Source organism: Winslowiella arboricola (assembly GCF_025527015.1).
Taxonomy (GTDB): Bacteria; Pseudomonadota; Gammaproteobacteria; order Enterobacterales; family Enterobacteriaceae; genus Erwinia; species Erwinia arboricola.
Window position 1 is genome coordinate 434,492 of the sequence record NZ_JAODIM010000043.1, and the last position, 14,345, is coordinate 448,836.

Annotated in this window: 14 protein-coding genes; 9 read left to right on the forward strand and 5 right to left on the reverse strand. The window is 55.1% G+C overall.

Features of this window, described 5'->3' with window-relative positions:
* Positions 1-43: 43 nt before the first annotated feature.
* Positions 44-769 carry a metallophosphoesterase gene (locus N5923_RS19475; RefSeq protein WP_267144719.1) on the reverse strand — a complete coding sequence of 242 codons (726 nt, stop codon included), beginning with the start codon at positions 767-769 and terminating at the stop codon, positions 44-46.
* 194 nt (positions 770-963) lie between these two features.
* Between N5923_RS19475 and N5923_RS19480 the strand changes: the two genes are divergently transcribed.
* Positions 964-1,149: a hypothetical protein gene (locus tag N5923_RS19480; protein WP_267144718.1), complete on the forward strand. Its 186-nt coding sequence runs from the start codon at positions 964-966 to the stop codon at positions 1,147-1,149.
* A gap of 370 nt (positions 1,150-1,519) precedes the next feature.
* Here the strand turns inward: N5923_RS19480 and N5923_RS19485 are convergent, their stop codons facing one another.
* Entirely contained in the window at positions 1,520-2,308 is a 789-nt protein-coding gene (locus N5923_RS19485) for a siderophore-interacting protein (RefSeq protein ID WP_267144717.1), read from the reverse strand.
* Positions 2,309-2,573: 265 nt separating this feature from the next.
* On the opposite strand from N5923_RS19485, the gene N5923_RS19490 reads away from it, so the two are divergent.
* Together N5923_RS19490 and N5923_RS19495 are read left to right on the forward strand one after the other, a co-directional pair.
* Positions 2,574-3,101, forward strand: a complete 528-nt coding sequence (locus N5923_RS19490) for a PadR family transcriptional regulator (protein WP_267144716.1) — start codon at positions 2,574-2,576, stop codon at positions 3,099-3,101.
* Positions 3,102-3,188: 87 nt separating this feature from the next.
* Positions 3,189-4,088 (forward strand): LysR substrate-binding domain-containing protein, encoded by a 900-nt coding sequence (locus N5923_RS19495; RefSeq protein ID WP_267144715.1) that lies wholly within the window; start codon positions 3,189-3,191, stop codon positions 4,086-4,088.
* 115 nt (positions 4,089-4,203) lie between these two features.
* Here the strand turns inward: N5923_RS19495 and N5923_RS19500 are convergent, their stop codons facing one another.
* Positions 4,204-4,470, reverse strand: coding sequence for a CBU_0592 family membrane protein (locus tag N5923_RS19500; protein ID WP_017802364.1), 267 nt, complete (start codon positions 4,468-4,470; stop codon positions 4,204-4,206).
* 198 nt (positions 4,471-4,668) lie between these two features.
* Between N5923_RS19500 and N5923_RS19505 the strand changes: the two genes are divergently transcribed.
* From N5923_RS19505 to N5923_RS19525, 5 genes are read left to right on the forward strand one after another with little or no spacing between them, the layout of a single operon-like run.
* Complete coding sequence (locus N5923_RS19505) at positions 4,669-6,261, forward strand: ABC transporter substrate-binding protein (RefSeq protein WP_267144714.1); 1,593 nt, start codon at positions 4,669-4,671, stop codon at positions 6,259-6,261.
* On the forward strand, positions 6,261-7,208 hold the full coding sequence (locus tag N5923_RS19510; protein ID WP_267144713.1) for an ABC transporter permease: 948 nt from the start codon (positions 6,261-6,263) through the stop codon (positions 7,206-7,208). Before N5923_RS19505 ends, N5923_RS19510 begins: the two co-directional genes overlap by 1 nt.
* 3 nt (positions 7,209-7,211) lie before the next feature.
* Positions 7,212-8,039 carry an ABC transporter permease gene (locus tag N5923_RS19515; RefSeq protein WP_267144712.1) on the forward strand — a complete coding sequence of 276 codons (828 nt, stop codon included), beginning with the start codon at positions 7,212-7,214 and terminating at the stop codon, positions 8,037-8,039.
* Complete coding sequence (locus tag N5923_RS19520) at positions 8,039-9,664, forward strand: ABC transporter ATP-binding protein (RefSeq protein WP_267144711.1); 1,626 nt, start codon at positions 8,039-8,041, stop codon at positions 9,662-9,664. The genes N5923_RS19515 and N5923_RS19520 overlap by 1 nt, the downstream gene beginning before the upstream one ends.
* On the forward strand, positions 9,661-11,682 hold the full coding sequence (locus tag N5923_RS19525) for a CocE/NonD family hydrolase (protein ID WP_267144710.1): 2,022 nt from the start codon (positions 9,661-9,663) through the stop codon (positions 11,680-11,682). The genes N5923_RS19520 and N5923_RS19525 overlap by 4 nt, the downstream gene beginning before the upstream one ends.
* A 44-nt stretch (positions 11,683-11,726) precedes the next feature.
* On the opposite strand, the gene N5923_RS19530 is transcribed toward N5923_RS19525, so the two are convergent.
* Entirely contained in the window at positions 11,727-12,716 is a 990-nt protein-coding gene (locus N5923_RS19530) for a nitrilase family protein (protein ID WP_267144709.1), read from the reverse strand.
* A 94-nt stretch (positions 12,717-12,810) separates the two neighbouring features.
* Between N5923_RS19530 and N5923_RS19535 the strand changes: the two genes are divergently transcribed.
* The gene (locus N5923_RS19535) at positions 12,811-13,674 is read left to right on the forward strand and encodes a LysR family transcriptional regulator (RefSeq protein ID WP_267144708.1); all 864 of its coding nucleotides are present in this window, start codon (positions 12,811-12,813) and stop codon (positions 13,672-13,674) included.
* Here the strand turns inward: N5923_RS19535 and N5923_RS19540 are convergent.
* Positions 13,671-14,339, reverse strand: a complete 669-nt coding sequence (locus tag N5923_RS19540) for a GntR family transcriptional regulator (protein ID WP_267144707.1) — start codon at positions 14,337-14,339, stop codon at positions 13,671-13,673. The two genes, N5923_RS19535 and N5923_RS19540, sit on opposite strands and share 4 nt — an antisense overlap.
* Between the last annotated feature and the right edge of the window lie 6 nt (positions 14,340-14,345).

Below are 14,345 nucleotides of genomic sequence, written 5' to 3' on the forward strand. Positions count from 1 at the left end.
TACCCAGCTAAGCGCTTTTTTTTCGCGCCGGTTTTAAGCGGATTTAAACACTGATATGGCTGCTGGCCAGATAGCCCCTGCGTAAATCATGCATCATCAGCGCGGCTGGATCGGTTACCGGTGGAATACGTTGATTATCCAGGATTAATGGATTTGCCGGGCAAACTGAACCGCAAATATAGGATGGCACCCCGGCTATCATCGCCGCCATACTGCGATGGACATGGCCGCTACATATGGCTAACGGCGGCGTGCTGCTGGCAATTAACTGGCCAAGCGCTGTTGCGCCTTCACAGTTAAAATCGTCAAGCGGCGCGATGCCACAGCGGAAAATAGGGTGATGCATAAACAGCAGCGCGGGTTGAGGGGATTTATCCAGTTCTGTTGCCAGCCATTTCAGGTGCCGGGTAATATCGCCACGGGCTTCGCCCTCGATGGTGGTATCAATACCGATAACCGGAATACCGTTCACGATCTCACTAAAATGCAGCGCGGCATCTGAGCGCCAGTGCATCGCTTCTTGCAGGCAATCGCGCATCATTTGCTTATTATCAGAGTTGCCCGGCAGCACCAGATAACGGCATTTCACGCGCTGTAACTCTGTTTCAATTGCCCGATATCCTTCATACCATCCGTTGTCGGTCAGGTCGCCGGTGACGACCAAAAGATCGGGTTTAACGGTGATTAGCCAGTTTATTACCTGGTGCAAACGCGCCATATTGTCATTATCTGGCGCCGCATGGATATCGGTTAGTTGTGCAATAAGCATGGTTTACCCCTGAGCGACGGGTTGACGTTCCCGAAACTGATAAGGGTAGCTTTAAATCAGCGCCACAGAAATCGAATTCTTAGTGACGGATATTTACACATCTTTTCATCGGATCCACTATTGAAAATGGTCAAAATTTGCGTAAGATTCGTGTGTTGTCTGGATGACTTCTTACTAATATTCAGGGGGTTATAATGAGTCTTGATATTATTATGCTAACTAAGTCAGTGGTCGGCGGAGCCGGTTTAGGCTTTGCGCTGTTGGGGGGCGTGTCGATGGTCATCCCTTCACTAAACGTCACCACTGAAATGGCTTATTTCTGCGCCACAGCAGGCGCGATACTGGCGGCAGTGTTGGTGTTAAAAGGGATGGTAAAATAAAGTGCCGTTACTAGCCGAAACCCATTGGTATCTGCCGCAAACCAATGCTGAGCTAACAAAATTCTATTTTATAATCTGCATTGTATATCTGCTGGTGCATATTATCTGGGATGTACTTTCAACGGTAACGCCGCCATTTTCGCTGGTCAATCTGCAATATAAGATGAGCACGGTGTGTTCATCATCAACGTTTGCCACCAGCCTGTTTTTTGTGGTGATCATCTTTGATCTGGAGAATCCTCTCAGGCAGGAGGACGTATTCGCGTTTCCGTTAATATTGTCCTCGATTATCTGTTTTATGGTTTCGGTGAGCGCGATAGTGCCAAAATCCGGATATTCCGCACCGGGTTGAAAGAGGATGGCGATCAGTTTATTTCCGGTGCCAATACGCAGCTGCACGCAGCAGCAGAGGATTGATAGTCGCGTTAGCAAAATAGCTGCTGTACTGTTTAACCGTTTCGCCTTCGCCCGTCAGCCATAAAAAGTAATCGTCTGCCGGAACGGTTAACTGCTGCAGACGCTGAGCAATCTGCTCACGCTCATCACCGATATACCACTCCAGCTTAAATTCGTTCAGATGATCGAAATAGGCTTTGCTGGCAGCATCCTCTACTGCAATCAGCGCCATCACTTCCACTGGCGTAGACAGGCCGCTTAGCGCCTCCAGACGACGCAGCAGCGCAGGCATCCCGGTTTCATCACAAACATACAGCTGCCAGTGATAATCTTCCGGCACCACCAGTGAACCTCGCGGGCCGCCGATAATCAGCGTGTCGCCCGTTTTAGCCTGTAACGCCCAGTCGCTGGCGACACCGGCCTGATGAATATAGAAGTCAAAGGTAAGCTCATTACGTGCCGCGTTAAACAGCGGGGTATAGTCGCGAGCCAGCGGACGGGCATTCCCCGGCCAGACAATGCCCTCATCGCTGACGCCGGGCGCCAGATACGGCACGCCAGCCTGCGGGAAAAACAGTTTGGTATGATCATCAAAGCCTGCCGAGACGAAACCGGCAAGATCGTCACCGCTCAATACCACCCGTTGAAAATGGCTGGCAATACGCTCACAGCGCTGCACAGTTAGTGTACGAAAGCGCAGTTCATTACGCAGCCGCTGAGGATATTTCAGGCTGGCACTGCTGCCAGAGAGTTCTGCTGTCATTACTGCTACCTCGAATCGTAAAGTGGAGAGGGGAGTGGCAACCCACGCGCAATAGAAAAAACGATATATCTAAATCATGTATTCAGAGGAAAGCAAAGGTTACATAATATTTCAATGCGGGGGTTCGATCTCGCTGGATAAGCTAAACTGCACGTCAGCGCGACAGGGTCAATCGCGGCGAAGATGAGAACGAAAATCATTAATCTTCAGAAGTTTTGCTGCTACTGCCAGGTTACAGTCAGTTACAGAATACGAGGTAAGTTTTATGTCACATCATGCGCATAGCCATCGCGAGCCGCGCCCACCGCGTCAGCGGCTGTTTGCCCATGGCGATCTACGCCTGCTGGTGCTGGATATCCTGAGTCACAATGGCAGCCATGGCTATGAATTGATCAAAGCGATAGAGGCACTGACCTTTGGTCACTATACCCCCAGCCCCGGGGTGATCTATCCAACGCTCGATTTCCTGCGTGAACAGAATTTTATTACGGTTAACGAAGGGGAGCAGGGGCGCAAAGAGATCGCCATTACTGATAATGGCCGCTTCTGGCTTGATGAGCAGCACGCAGCGTTGCAGCAGATTAAACAGCGCATCAAAGCGCGTACGGTGGGTCATGAGTTGCGTAAAAATCCGGCGATGAAACAGGCGCTGGATCAGCTGAAAGGGATGCTGGACCAGAAGGTAAACCGTGAAAACGCCAGCGACCGCACGCTTGAGCAAATTATCACCATCCTTAACCGGGCGGCAGAAGAGATTGCCATGCTGGAGAGTGAGAAACTCAGCGACGAGTGAGGATGTTATGCAAATGTGAATTGCTGGCCGTCACCGTTCACGGCATGATAATCCTCCCATGCTTACCGTGTCCTGAGTGTCACTTTTATGCAGACAGAACCACTACCGCCGTTAAACACCCTGATCGCTTTCGAGTGTGTCGCCCGCTATTGCAGCTTTTCCCGTGCGGCGGACGAGCTCAGCCTGACGCAGAGCGCCATCAGTCGCCAGATTATTCAGCTGGAGGAGGTGCTGGGCTGTAAACTGTTTCAGCGCACCCAGCGCCGGGTAATCCTGACGCCACGCGGCGAAGCCTATGCGGCGCAGATCCGCAAACAGCTGGCGGAGATTTCGCAGGCCACCGCTGAAGTGATGGGCTGGAATGGTTTACCGCAGGTCACGCTGGCCTGTACCAGCGCAATGGGATCGTTATGGCTTTCGCCGCGTTTATCCGCCATGCGACGCCAGATGCCTGAACTGCAAATCCGGATGAAAATCTCCGACAGTTTTGCCGAACTGAAATCCTCGGAGTTTGACCTGGCAATCTATTATCTGCGTACATCGCCGCCCGGCTACCAGGCCATTCCGCTGTTTGACGAAGTCTGTTACCCGATGTGTGCCCCCGGCTACCTTGCCACTGATAACCCCTTTGCCGATGCTGAACAGTTGCTAAACCATACTCTGCTGATTCAGGACGATCCGCAGCGGGAGTGGACCGGCTGGCGCGACTGGTTTGGCGCACAGGGCGTGGCGACCTTTTTCCCGCGTCTGACATGGCGAGCCAATAACTATCCATTTCTGGTGCAGGCGGCGGTGCAGGGGGACGGCATTTTGCTCGGCTGGGAAGGGCTGGTGCAGGATTATATTAACCGCGGTGAACTGGTGCCTGCCCATGTGGATAAACTGGCGGTTGATGGTAAATGTTATTTGCTAATCCCACAGGAAAGATTTACCCGCCCGGTGATTCGTCGGGTGGCAGACTGGCTGCAGTTATCACTAAAAGAGTGATATAAGAAAATCATATGCTAATCCCCGCGATAATTTCCGCTCATTATTTAGCGGGAGATCAGATCATTGCCGGGATATATTTTGCCAGCCAGCGGCAAAATAGTGTTAAAGCCATTTAAAACTGATGGGTATTTTTTTCAGCATAACGTCGTTTTCTCGAAGCATGCATACCAATTAGTGTGAAAATTAGCCACATGGTTTGTGAAATACAAGCCGCAAGATTGAAGTCATGACTCAGAGAATACAAGCCAAATACGCCGCCAATAATATTGAGAACAGCATAACTGTCTGAGCTGATTAGTAATTTCCTCATCTGCACCAGTGCATATGCCAGCAGGTAGCAGAATACCCCAATTAAGCCCACAAAAGTGTGCACTTCCACGTGTTAATTCCTTGCCAAAAGTCGATATCCGGAAAAGTATCGCTTTCAGGGGTGTTTTGCCGCGCATTTTTTGCATACTATCATGCTAAATACTCATACAAACACAACATGCCGTTTTGATATAAATCATGCTTACCGCTTTTACGGCAAGTGAGCTAATTACCGGGCGGACCGGGTATGACACTATGGAGAAAATAAATGAAGAACGATAAAATACCGACAAGCACATTATTTCAGGATGGGCGGATTAATCGGCGTGATTTTATTACGGCTGCCGCATTATTAGGGGTTTCCTCCGGTTTATCGCTCTCACCATTGTCCGCTTTCGCTGCGCAGACCACGGCGCCGAAAAAGGGTGGCACACTGAAGCTGGGCATGTCCGGCGGTAATACCAGCGATACCCTTGATCCCACGCTGTACAGCGACTGGGTACCGCTGAATCAGGCCTATATGCTGATGAATGGTCTGGTGGAAATCGATGAAAACAACCAGGCGCAACCGGAACTGCTGGAAAGCTGGGAAGCCAAACCAGGCGCGAAACAGTGGCTGTTTAAAGTGCGTCAGGGCGTCACTTTTCATAACGGTAAAACCCTCGATGCTGACGATATTATCTACTCGATAAATCTGCATCGCGGTGATAAATCGCGTAGCGCGATTAAAACCCAGCTGGATGCCATCACTTCGCTGGAGAAGAGCGGCAACGACCAGATTAGCCTGACGCTGGACAGCGGCAACGCGGATCTGCCATTCCTGCTGGCTGATTACCACCTGGTGGTAGTGCCTGACGGCTTTACCGACTGGTCACATCCGATTGGCACCGGCGGCTTTGTTTTTGAACATAATGAGCCGGGCGTGCGTTCGCTGTTTAAGCGCAACCCCAACTACTGGAAGCCGGACCGCGCCTGGGTGGATGCGGTAGAAGTGCTGGTGATCAACGATCCAACCGCTCGCACCAATGCGCTGATTTCCGGCCAGGTTCACGCCATCAACCGGGTTGATTTTAAAACCGTCGATTTCCTCAAGCGCAGCCCGGCGCTACAGATTATCCGCTCCGCCGGTGGTCAGCACTTCACTTTCCTGATGGACTGTCGCATCGCGCCGTTCAACAACAACGATGTGCGGATGGCGATTAAACACGGTATCGACCGTGAGAAACTACTGGCTACAGTTCTGCGTGGCTACGGCTCACTGGGTAATGACCATCCGATTCCGAAAACCGATCGCTTCTTCAATCATCAGCTGGCGCAGCGCAGCTACGATCCGGATAAGGCGAAGTTTTATCTGAAGAAAGCCGGTCTGGACAAACTGTCGCTGGAACTCTCCTCATCCGATGCCGCCTTTACCGGTGCGCTGGATGCCGCGGCATTGTTCCAGGGCCAGGCCAGCAAAGCCGGGATTCAGGTGGCGATTAAGCGCCAGCCAGCCGACAGTTACTGGGACGATGTGTGGATGAAAGCGCCATTCTCGATGGGCTATTGGGGCGGCCGTCCGACGGCCGACCAGATGTTTTCCACCGCGTATATGTCCACCGCTAAATGGAACGATTCTCACTGGAAGGACGAAAAGTTTGACGCCCTGTTATTGCAGGCGCGTTCGCTGCTGGATGAAGGCCAGCGCGCGCAGCTGTACGGCGAGATGCAGAGCATTGTCTCCGACAACGGCGGCGCGATGATCCCACTGTTTGGCGACTATCTTGATGCTGCCAGCAAAAAAGTCGGCGGTGTAAAGCCTCACCCGATGTTTAACTTTATGGGAGGCCGCCTGGCTGAACGTGTCTGGCTGGAGTCATAATGAGAAAGCATATTTTGCACCGCCTGCTGCTGGGGGTGTTAACGCTGTTTCTGGTGTCGGTGCTGATTTTCGCCGGCACCGAGCTGCTGCCGGGTGATGTCGCCAGCGCCATCCTCGGACAGAATGGCACCCCGGAAACCATCGCCGCGCTGCGCACTCAACTGGGGCTTGATCAGCCCGCCTTCCAGCGCTATCTGAGCTGGCTGGCGGGTGTGATGCAGGGTGATCTTGGCAACTCGCTGGCCAGCGGTCGTCCAATCAGCGATGAGTTACTGCCCCGTCTGGCTAATACCCTGTTTCTCGCCACCTATGCGGCAGTGATTGCCATCCCGCTGGCGGTCACGCTGGGTATCGCTTCCGCTATCTGGCGCGGATCCTGGTTTGATCGGCTGGCCAATACCCTGACGCTGCTGAGCATTTCGGTACCGGAGTTTTTTGTCGGTTATCTGCTGGTGATCTTCTTTGCCATTCGCCTGACGTGGTTCCCAAGCCTGGCGCTGGTCGACCCGGATGCCAGCCTGAGCGAGCAGCTGTATAACTGCACGCTGCCGATGCTGACGCTGGTTCTGGTGGTGCTGGCCCATATGCTGCGCATGACGCGCGCCTCGGTCGGGGCGGTGATGTCGAGCAGCTATATCGAAACGGCGGTACTGAAAGGGATCCCGAAATGGCGCATTGTGCTGGGTCACGCGTTGCCTAACGCGCTGGCACCGATTATCAATGTGGTCGCCTTTAACCTGGCATACCTGGTAGTGGGCGTGATTCTGGTTGAGGTGGTGTTTGTCTATCCGGGAATTGGTCAGCTGATGGTTGATGCGGTTACCAAACGCGATTTACCGGTAGTACAGGCGTGCGGACTGCTGTTTGGCGGCACCTATATTCTGCTGAATACCGTCGCCGACCTGCTGGCTATCTGGTGTAACCCACGACTACGGCATGCGAGGTAAGCCATGAAACGAATCAAAGGCACCGCGCTGCCGTTTACCGCCATTCTTGGCCTGCTGATTATCGCCATCAATCTGCTTGGCGCCCTGTTTGCACCCTGGATTGCCCCGCATACTGAAACCGATCAGGTAGGGGATATCTGGATGCTGCCATCGCTGCAGATGCCATTAGGCACCGATAACCTCGGGCGCGATATGCTGTCGCGTATTCTGTTTGGCGCACGCACCACTATCGCAATTGCCCTGACCATCACCTTTAGCTCATTTGTGATTGGCATTATTACCGGCTTTACCGCCGCCATCTGTGGCAGGTGGGTGGATGTGGTATTAACGCGCATTGTCGATACGCTGATGTCGATTCCGGTGCTGATTCTGGCGCTGATTGTGCTGTCGGTGATGGGCACCTCTGTTCCGGTGCTGGTGGCGACCATCGCCTTACTGGATGCCACGCGCGTCTATCGTCTGGCGCGTCTGGTGGCGCAAGGGATTGTCTGCCTTGAGTATGTTGAGGCGGCGCGTCTGCGCGGCGAAGGGATGCTGTGGATCCTGCGTAAGGAGATCCTGCCGAATGCCATCCCGCCACTGCTGGCTGAGTTTGGTATGCGCTTCTGCTTCACCTTCCTGTTTATCGCCGGTCTCAGCTTCCTTGGCCTCGGCATTCAGCCGCCATACGCCGACTGGGGCAGCATGGTGCGCGATAACGCCCAGGCGATTAACTTCGGGCAGATGGCGCCGCTTTATCCCGCTCTGGCAATTGCACTGTTAACCATTGGCGTCAACCTGGTGGTGGACTGGCTGTTGGTGCGCAATAACCACTCCCTGGGGGATGAATAATGAGTGACTACATTCTGGAAATGCGCCATCTGGCGATCGCCACCCTGCAGGGTGCGCCACTGGTGCAGGATATCTCGCTGACGTTAAAACGAGGTGAAGTGCTGGGGCTGATTGGTGAATCAGGCGCCGGGAAATCGACCATCGGGCTGGCGGCGCTGGGCTATGCACGTCAGGGCTGCCGTATCAGTCACGGCGAGATCCTGCTGGATGGCGAAGATATTATGCAACTGCCATCGGCGCAACGGCGCGCGCTGCGCGGCAAAAAAGTAGCCTATGTGGCGCAGAGCGCGGCGGCGGCGTTTAATCCGGCGCTGACCATCGGTAAACAGGTGTGTGAAGGGCCGTTGCGGCATGGATTAATGAACAAGGCGCAGGCGCAGGAATGGGCGGTAACGCTGTTTCGCGCGCTGGATCTGCCGGATCCGGACAATATCGGCAAGCGCTATCCGCACCAGCTCTCAGGTGGCCAGTTGCAGCGCGCGATGGCGGCGATGGCGATGTCCTGCAAGCCGGACCTGTTGGTGATGGATGAGCCGACCACCGCGCTGGATGTCACCACCCAGATTGAAGTGCTGGTGATGCTACGCGATCTGGTGCGCAAGTTTAATACGGCGGCGCTGTATATCACCCACGACCTGGCGGTGGTCGCCCAGCTGGCAGACCGTATTATGGTGTTGCGACAGGGCAAAGAGGTGGAAACCAATACCACTGAGGCAATTCTGCAACAGCCGCAACAGGCGTATACCCGTCAGCTGGTTGCTGAACGGGTGCACAGCTTTGAGCTGGAAAAAGAGAGCGTCGATGCGCAGGCCGCACCGCTGCTGGCGATTAACCAGCTGTCAACCGGCTACAATCGCCAGCGCGTGGTGCATAACGTCAGTCTGTCACTGCGTCGCGGTCAGACGCTGGCGATAATAGGCGAATCGGGCAGTGGTAAAAGTACGCTGGCGCGGGCGCTGACCGGCCTGCTGGCGGATACTGAAGGCGAGATGCTGTTTGAAGGCAGACCGCTGGATAAACGTTATCAGCGGCGGGAAAAGGAGTCCCTGCGCCGCATCCAGATGATCTACCAGTTGCCGGATGTGGCACTTAATCCGCGGCAAACCATTTTCGAGCTGATTGGTCGCCCGGTTGCCTTCTATTTTGGTCATCACCCGCAGCAGGTGCGCCAGCGCGTGGTTGAGCTGATGCAGCTTACTGAGCTGCCGCTTAACCTGCTTGATCGCCTTCCCCGCGAGCTGTCCGGCGGCCAGAAGCAGCGTGTCTGTATCGCCCGTGCGCTGGCCGCTCAGCCGGATCTGATTGTCTGTGACGAAGCCACTTCGGCGCTGGATCCGCTGGTAGCAGAAGGGGTGCTGAATCTGCTACGCCGCCTGCAACAACAGCTGGGGCTGTCCTATCTGTTTATCACTCACGATCTCGGCACCGTGCGGCGTATTGCCCATGATGTCGCGGTGATGTATCAGGGCCGTATCGTCGCGCAGGGGCCGACCGGACAGGTGTTCAGCCAGCCGATGCACAGCTACACCGAGACATTGCTGAACTCAGTACCGGAAATGCATTCAGGCTGGCTGGATGAAGTACTGAGTAAACGGGCGCCAACGTTATCAACAGGAGCATTATGAAACAGATCATCAGTGATTTTCCCCATGCGGTGACCGTGACCGAACACCTGTGGATTACCCTGCGCGATGGCACCCGCCTGGCGGTGCGCATGTGGTTGCCGGATTCCGCCAGCAGCACGCCGGTTCCGGCGATCCTCGAATATATTCCTTATCGCAAACGTGACGGCACCCGTACGCGCGATGAGCCGATGCATGGCTATTTTTCCGGCCACGGCTATGCCGTGCTGCGGGTTGATATGCGCGGTAGCGGTGAGTCCGATGGCTTGCTGGCCGATGAATATCTGTTGCAGGAGCAGGAAGATGCGCTGGAGGTGATCGACTGGATCAGCCGTCAGCACTGGTGCAATGGCGCGGTCGGCATGATGGGTAAATCGTGGGGCGGTTTTAACTGCCTGCAACTGGCAGCGCGCCGTCCTGCGGCGCTGAAGGCGATTATTACTGTCTGCTCCACCGACGATCGCTACAACGATGATATTCACTATAAAGGCGGCTGCCTGCTGAATGACAATCTGTGGTGGGGCGGCATTATGCTGGCCTATCAGAGTCGTCCGCAGGATCCGCAACTGACTGGCGGGCAGTGGCGTGAAGAGTGGCAGGCGCGGCTGGATAATATGCCGTTCTTCCCGGCGCTGTGGATGGAACATCCGCTGCGTGACGCCTACTGGCAGCAGGGTTCGGTATGTGAGGACTGGTCGGCGATTCAGTGCCCGGTGCTGGCGATTGGCGGCTGGGCGGATGCTTACAGTAATGCGGTATTCCGTCTGATGGATAACCTTCAGGTGCCGAGCCGGGCAATTATTGGCCCCTGGGCGCATATCTATCCGCAGGATGGCACGCCGGAACCGGCGATTGGTTTTCTGCAGGAGGGCGTGAGCTGGTGGGATCACTGGCTGAAAGGTGCGGACAATGACGCGATGGCTGGACCACGCGTGCAGGCATGGCTGAATGACAGCCAGCCACCTTCTTCACAGCGGCCAACTGTGCGCGGCGAGTGGGTCGGTTTTAATAGCGGCAGCGCCGATAATGTGGCCGATCGCCGCTGGTATCTGGATCGCGGACAGCTTAACCGTGTCGCGAATCCTGATGCCAGCTGGTACAGCGTCTGTTCACCGCAGAACCACGGCCTGATGGGCGGTGAGTGGATGGGCGCTGGCGTGCTGGGTGAAAGTCCGCCGGATCAGCGTATTGACGATGGTCAGGCGGAAATTTTTGACGGTGAACCGCTGGCCGAACCGCTGGCGTTCTTCGGCTTCCCGCAGTTTGAGGTGCTGCTGAAAAGCGATAAACCGGCGGCAATGCTGTATGTGCGCCTCTCCGACGTCTCACCGGACGGTGCGGTTAACCGCGTCACGCACGGCTGGGTGAACCTGGCTCATTTACAGGGGCAGGATAAAAATGTGCCGCTGACGCCGGGCGTAGCGGTGAAGGTAAAGGTGCAGCTGGATGGCATCGCCTGGCGCTTTGCCGCCGGTCACCGCATGCGGGTATCGGTTGCCACCACGTTCTGGCCAATGATCTGGCCGATGGCGGAGCAGGCGACCTTAACCCTCGACCTGGCCAGCGCCAGCCTGACGTTGCCGGTTTGCGCGAATCCGCAGGCTATTGCCGGGCCAGACCCGCAGCCGGCAACGGCGGCGAATACACCACTCACGCTGTTATCACCGGGACGCGTTGAGCGTAGCCTGCATTACGATGTGCTGAGCGACAGCTGGACCAGCGTGACCGAAGGGATTGGCGGCGTTTTTGGTGAAGGGGTGTACCTGTTTGATGATATCGACACCACGGTTGATCACAGTCTGCGGCGTCAGCTGAGCGTCAGCAATCAGGATCCGCTTTCTGCGCACTATCTGCTGACGCAGACAATGAAAATCGGTCGCGAAGGCTGGTGGACGGAAGCTGATATTGTGCTGGAGATGCGCAGCGATCTGACGCACTTTATCGTCAGCGGCACCATGAAAGTGACGTTTAATGGTGAAGCGGTGGCCGATAAAGTGTGGAACCAGCGTATCGCCCGCTGAATGAGTATGCACCGCCATGCAGGGTGGCGGTGCAGTTCCAGCGGCTACTCGACAGGTTTGTCAAAGACAGGAATATCGGTGGAAAATCTGGCGCTACGGGAATCACGCTCATAACCCTGAGTTTCACACAGCAGGCCGTAAAGTTCAGGCCGACGTCCGTGGATCCATCTTCTGCCAGTCGACATAGCAAGCAGACTTAAATCGAGATCAGCAGAGACCATCTTATCCTCGAAAGAACCGGTTTCTTTAACCACGCGGCCATAGGGATCGAGGATCATCGCGTTACCCGAACGCACCTCATCGTGATCCAGCCCGACACCATTGCTGAACAGGATAAAGAGTCCGTTGTCATGGGCGCGGGCAGGCAGCCAGCGCATCAGCCAGCCACGGGCGTGTTCACCTTGAAAGGCCGCTTCCAGCGCCTGCGGATCGCTCTCTCTGTTTTCCCACAGGGTGGCCGGAATGACTTTCATACCATAAGGGCTACGGGAGTTCGTGCCGCCGGTCTGGTGTGGCGCCAGCAGAATATCCGCGCCGAGCAACGCTGTTGCCCGCGCATTCTCAACCAGATTGTTATCCCAGCAGATCAGCACGCCAACCCGCACACCCCATGGGGTATCAAAAACGGTATAGCGGTCGCCCCGGGCGATGGTCGGATGCTCAAAAGCGTGCAGCTTACGATGCACATGCACAGTAGCGTCCGGCATACAGACCGCATAACTGTTATATAACTGTCCGTCCTCGCCCAGTTCAATCAGCCCGACGGCGATTGCCATCTGATATTTTTTAGCCAGGGGAATGATGCGCGCCAGTGAGGGACTGCCATCAATTTTTTCCGCCAGCGCCATCACTTCGTCGTCAGCCAGATTCGGCACATGCCAGTAACCGGTGATACACATCTCTGGAAAGGCGAGGATTTTCACCTCCTGACGCGCAGCCTGATAAATAAAGGCTTCAATTTGCGCCAGGTTATACTCTTTATCGCTGGCCCGATGCCAGAACTGTACTGTCGCGACCCGCAAATTTTTTTTCATATTATCACTCCTCAACTGGAAACTACTGGCAAGTTCACCAGACGCAGGCGAGGTTGTATAATCACTCTTTTTCCAACGTTGATAACCATCAGGAATGGATATAAAGCTGTTGCGGGCCTTTGTGACCTTAGCTCAGCAGGGGCGTTTTCACGCTGCTGCGGATATTCTGTGCCTGACACAACCGGCTTTGACTAAGCAAATCCAGACACTGGAGCACCTGATGGGCGTGACGCTGTTTCTGCGAGGTCGTCAGGGGGCAAAAATGACCGATGCCGGGCAGCAGCTCTATTCCGCCGCCTGCGAGTTGCTCAGTCACTACGACCAGTTTCGCGATTATGCGCGTGAGATACAGCAGGGCAGAGCCGGTAAGCTGACGCTGGGCTTTGGCATATCATCTTTTCAGCTCGCGCCGACGCAGGTGATTGCTTTTCGGCAACAGTATCCGAATGTCGAGGTATCGCTAAACGATATTCCTTCCGACGTGCAGTGTCGCATGCTGCTGGAAGGAACACTGCAGGCAGGATTTATCCGCCTGCCAGCGCCAGAACCGTTGAAAACCCGGATATTACTTGATGAAGCGCTGGTTCTTGCCATACCTGCAGACGTTACAGTGGATGCTGAAAATATCCAGCCGGTGCTTGAACAGCATCAGCTGCTGCAAATCAGCCCGCACCGTGGTCGCGGGCTGGCGGATCAAGCCGTCAGTTTTCTTAACCGGCATAAGCTTAGCGCCAGAGCCGTCGCGGTTGCGGATGATATTCAAACCTTACTGGCATTTGTAGCGGCGAGAAATGGCGTGGCACTGCTGCCCGCCGCTGTGCGCCATATTATGCCAGCCGGAATCAAGCTGGTGCCACTGTCAGGAGAATACAGTCGCTGGCAGGTGGGGATTGCATGGAACCCGGCGATACAGGATGTGCTGCGCGATAAATTCCTGGCAATGTTGCCCGCAGATTAGCCGCGACTGGCACTCAAAAACTCCACCATTTTCTGGTTACCATCAAGAATATCCTCCTGAATCGCGCGCCGTGCCGCCTGGCCGTCGCGATTTTTCAGCGCCTGAAGAATATCGTGATGATGCTCGATCGCCATGCGCTGGGAGAAGTACTCCCAGGCCTCGGCCACCAGCGGTCCGGTGCGCATCCACAGTGAATTGATAAAGTGGCTTAATAACGGCATTTGCGCACTGCGCGCCAGCAGCAGATGAAATTCACTGTTCAGACGCAGCGCCTGCGACATATTACCCACGGAAATCACCTGCATACTCTCGGCGATATTGCACTCAATGGCATGCAGGCCCGCCGGGGTAATCAGTTCAGCGGCTTTTTCCGCACCAAACCCCTCCAGTTCAAGCCGCAGCGTGCGGATTTCATCGTACTGCCGGGTATCCAGCTGTGGCACGCGAATATCCTTCGGCGTACGCATCTCCAGCGCCTGCTCTTTAGCCAGTTGCAAAATAGCATCTCTGACCGGCGTAACGCTGGTATCAACCTGCAGCGCAATATCACGGATTTTCAGCCGATCGTTGGGCCTGAACTGCCCGCAAATCAACGCCTGGCGCAGCATGTCATAGACCGTGGTGCCCAGCGAGGAGTGATTGATCGAGCTAAGTGGATAAGTCATGGTTCG

Bases quoted from the DNA above. Each gene is read 5' to 3' on its own strand.
- N5923_RS19475 (WP_267144719.1), bottom strand. From the start codon at position 769: ATGCTTATTGCACAACTAACCGATATCCATGCGGCGCCAGATAATGAC.
- N5923_RS19480 (WP_267144718.1), top strand. From the start codon at position 964: ATGAGTCTTGATATTATTATGCTAACTAAGTCAGTGGTCGGCGGAGCC.
- N5923_RS19485 (WP_267144717.1), bottom strand. From the start codon at position 2,308: ATGACAGCAGAACTCTCTGGCAGCAGTGCCAGCCTGAAATATCCTCAG.
- N5923_RS19490 (WP_267144716.1), top strand. From the start codon at position 2,574: ATGTCACATCATGCGCATAGCCATCGCGAGCCGCGCCCACCGCGTCAG.
- N5923_RS19495 (WP_267144715.1), top strand. From the start codon at position 3,189: ATGCAGACAGAACCACTACCGCCGTTAAACACCCTGATCGCTTTCGAG.
- N5923_RS19505 (WP_267144714.1), top strand. From the start codon at position 4,669: ATGAAGAACGATAAAATACCGACAAGCACATTATTTCAGGATGGGCGG.
- N5923_RS19510 (WP_267144713.1), top strand. From the start codon at position 6,261: ATGAGAAAGCATATTTTGCACCGCCTGCTGCTGGGGGTGTTAACGCTG.
- N5923_RS19515 (WP_267144712.1), top strand. From the start codon at position 7,212: ATGAAACGAATCAAAGGCACCGCGCTGCCGTTTACCGCCATTCTTGGC.
- N5923_RS19520 (WP_267144711.1), top strand. From the start codon at position 8,039: ATGAGTGACTACATTCTGGAAATGCGCCATCTGGCGATCGCCACCCTG.
- N5923_RS19525 (WP_267144710.1), top strand. From the start codon at position 9,661: ATGAAACAGATCATCAGTGATTTTCCCCATGCGGTGACCGTGACCGAA.
- N5923_RS19530 (WP_267144709.1), bottom strand. From the start codon at position 12,716: ATGAAAAAAAATTTGCGGGTCGCGACAGTACAGTTCTGGCATCGGGCC.
- N5923_RS19535 (WP_267144708.1), top strand. From the start codon at position 12,811: ATGGATATAAAGCTGTTGCGGGCCTTTGTGACCTTAGCTCAGCAGGGG.
- N5923_RS19540 (WP_267144707.1), bottom strand. From the start codon at position 14,339: ATGACTTATCCACTTAGCTCGATCAATCACTCCTCGCTGGGCACCACG.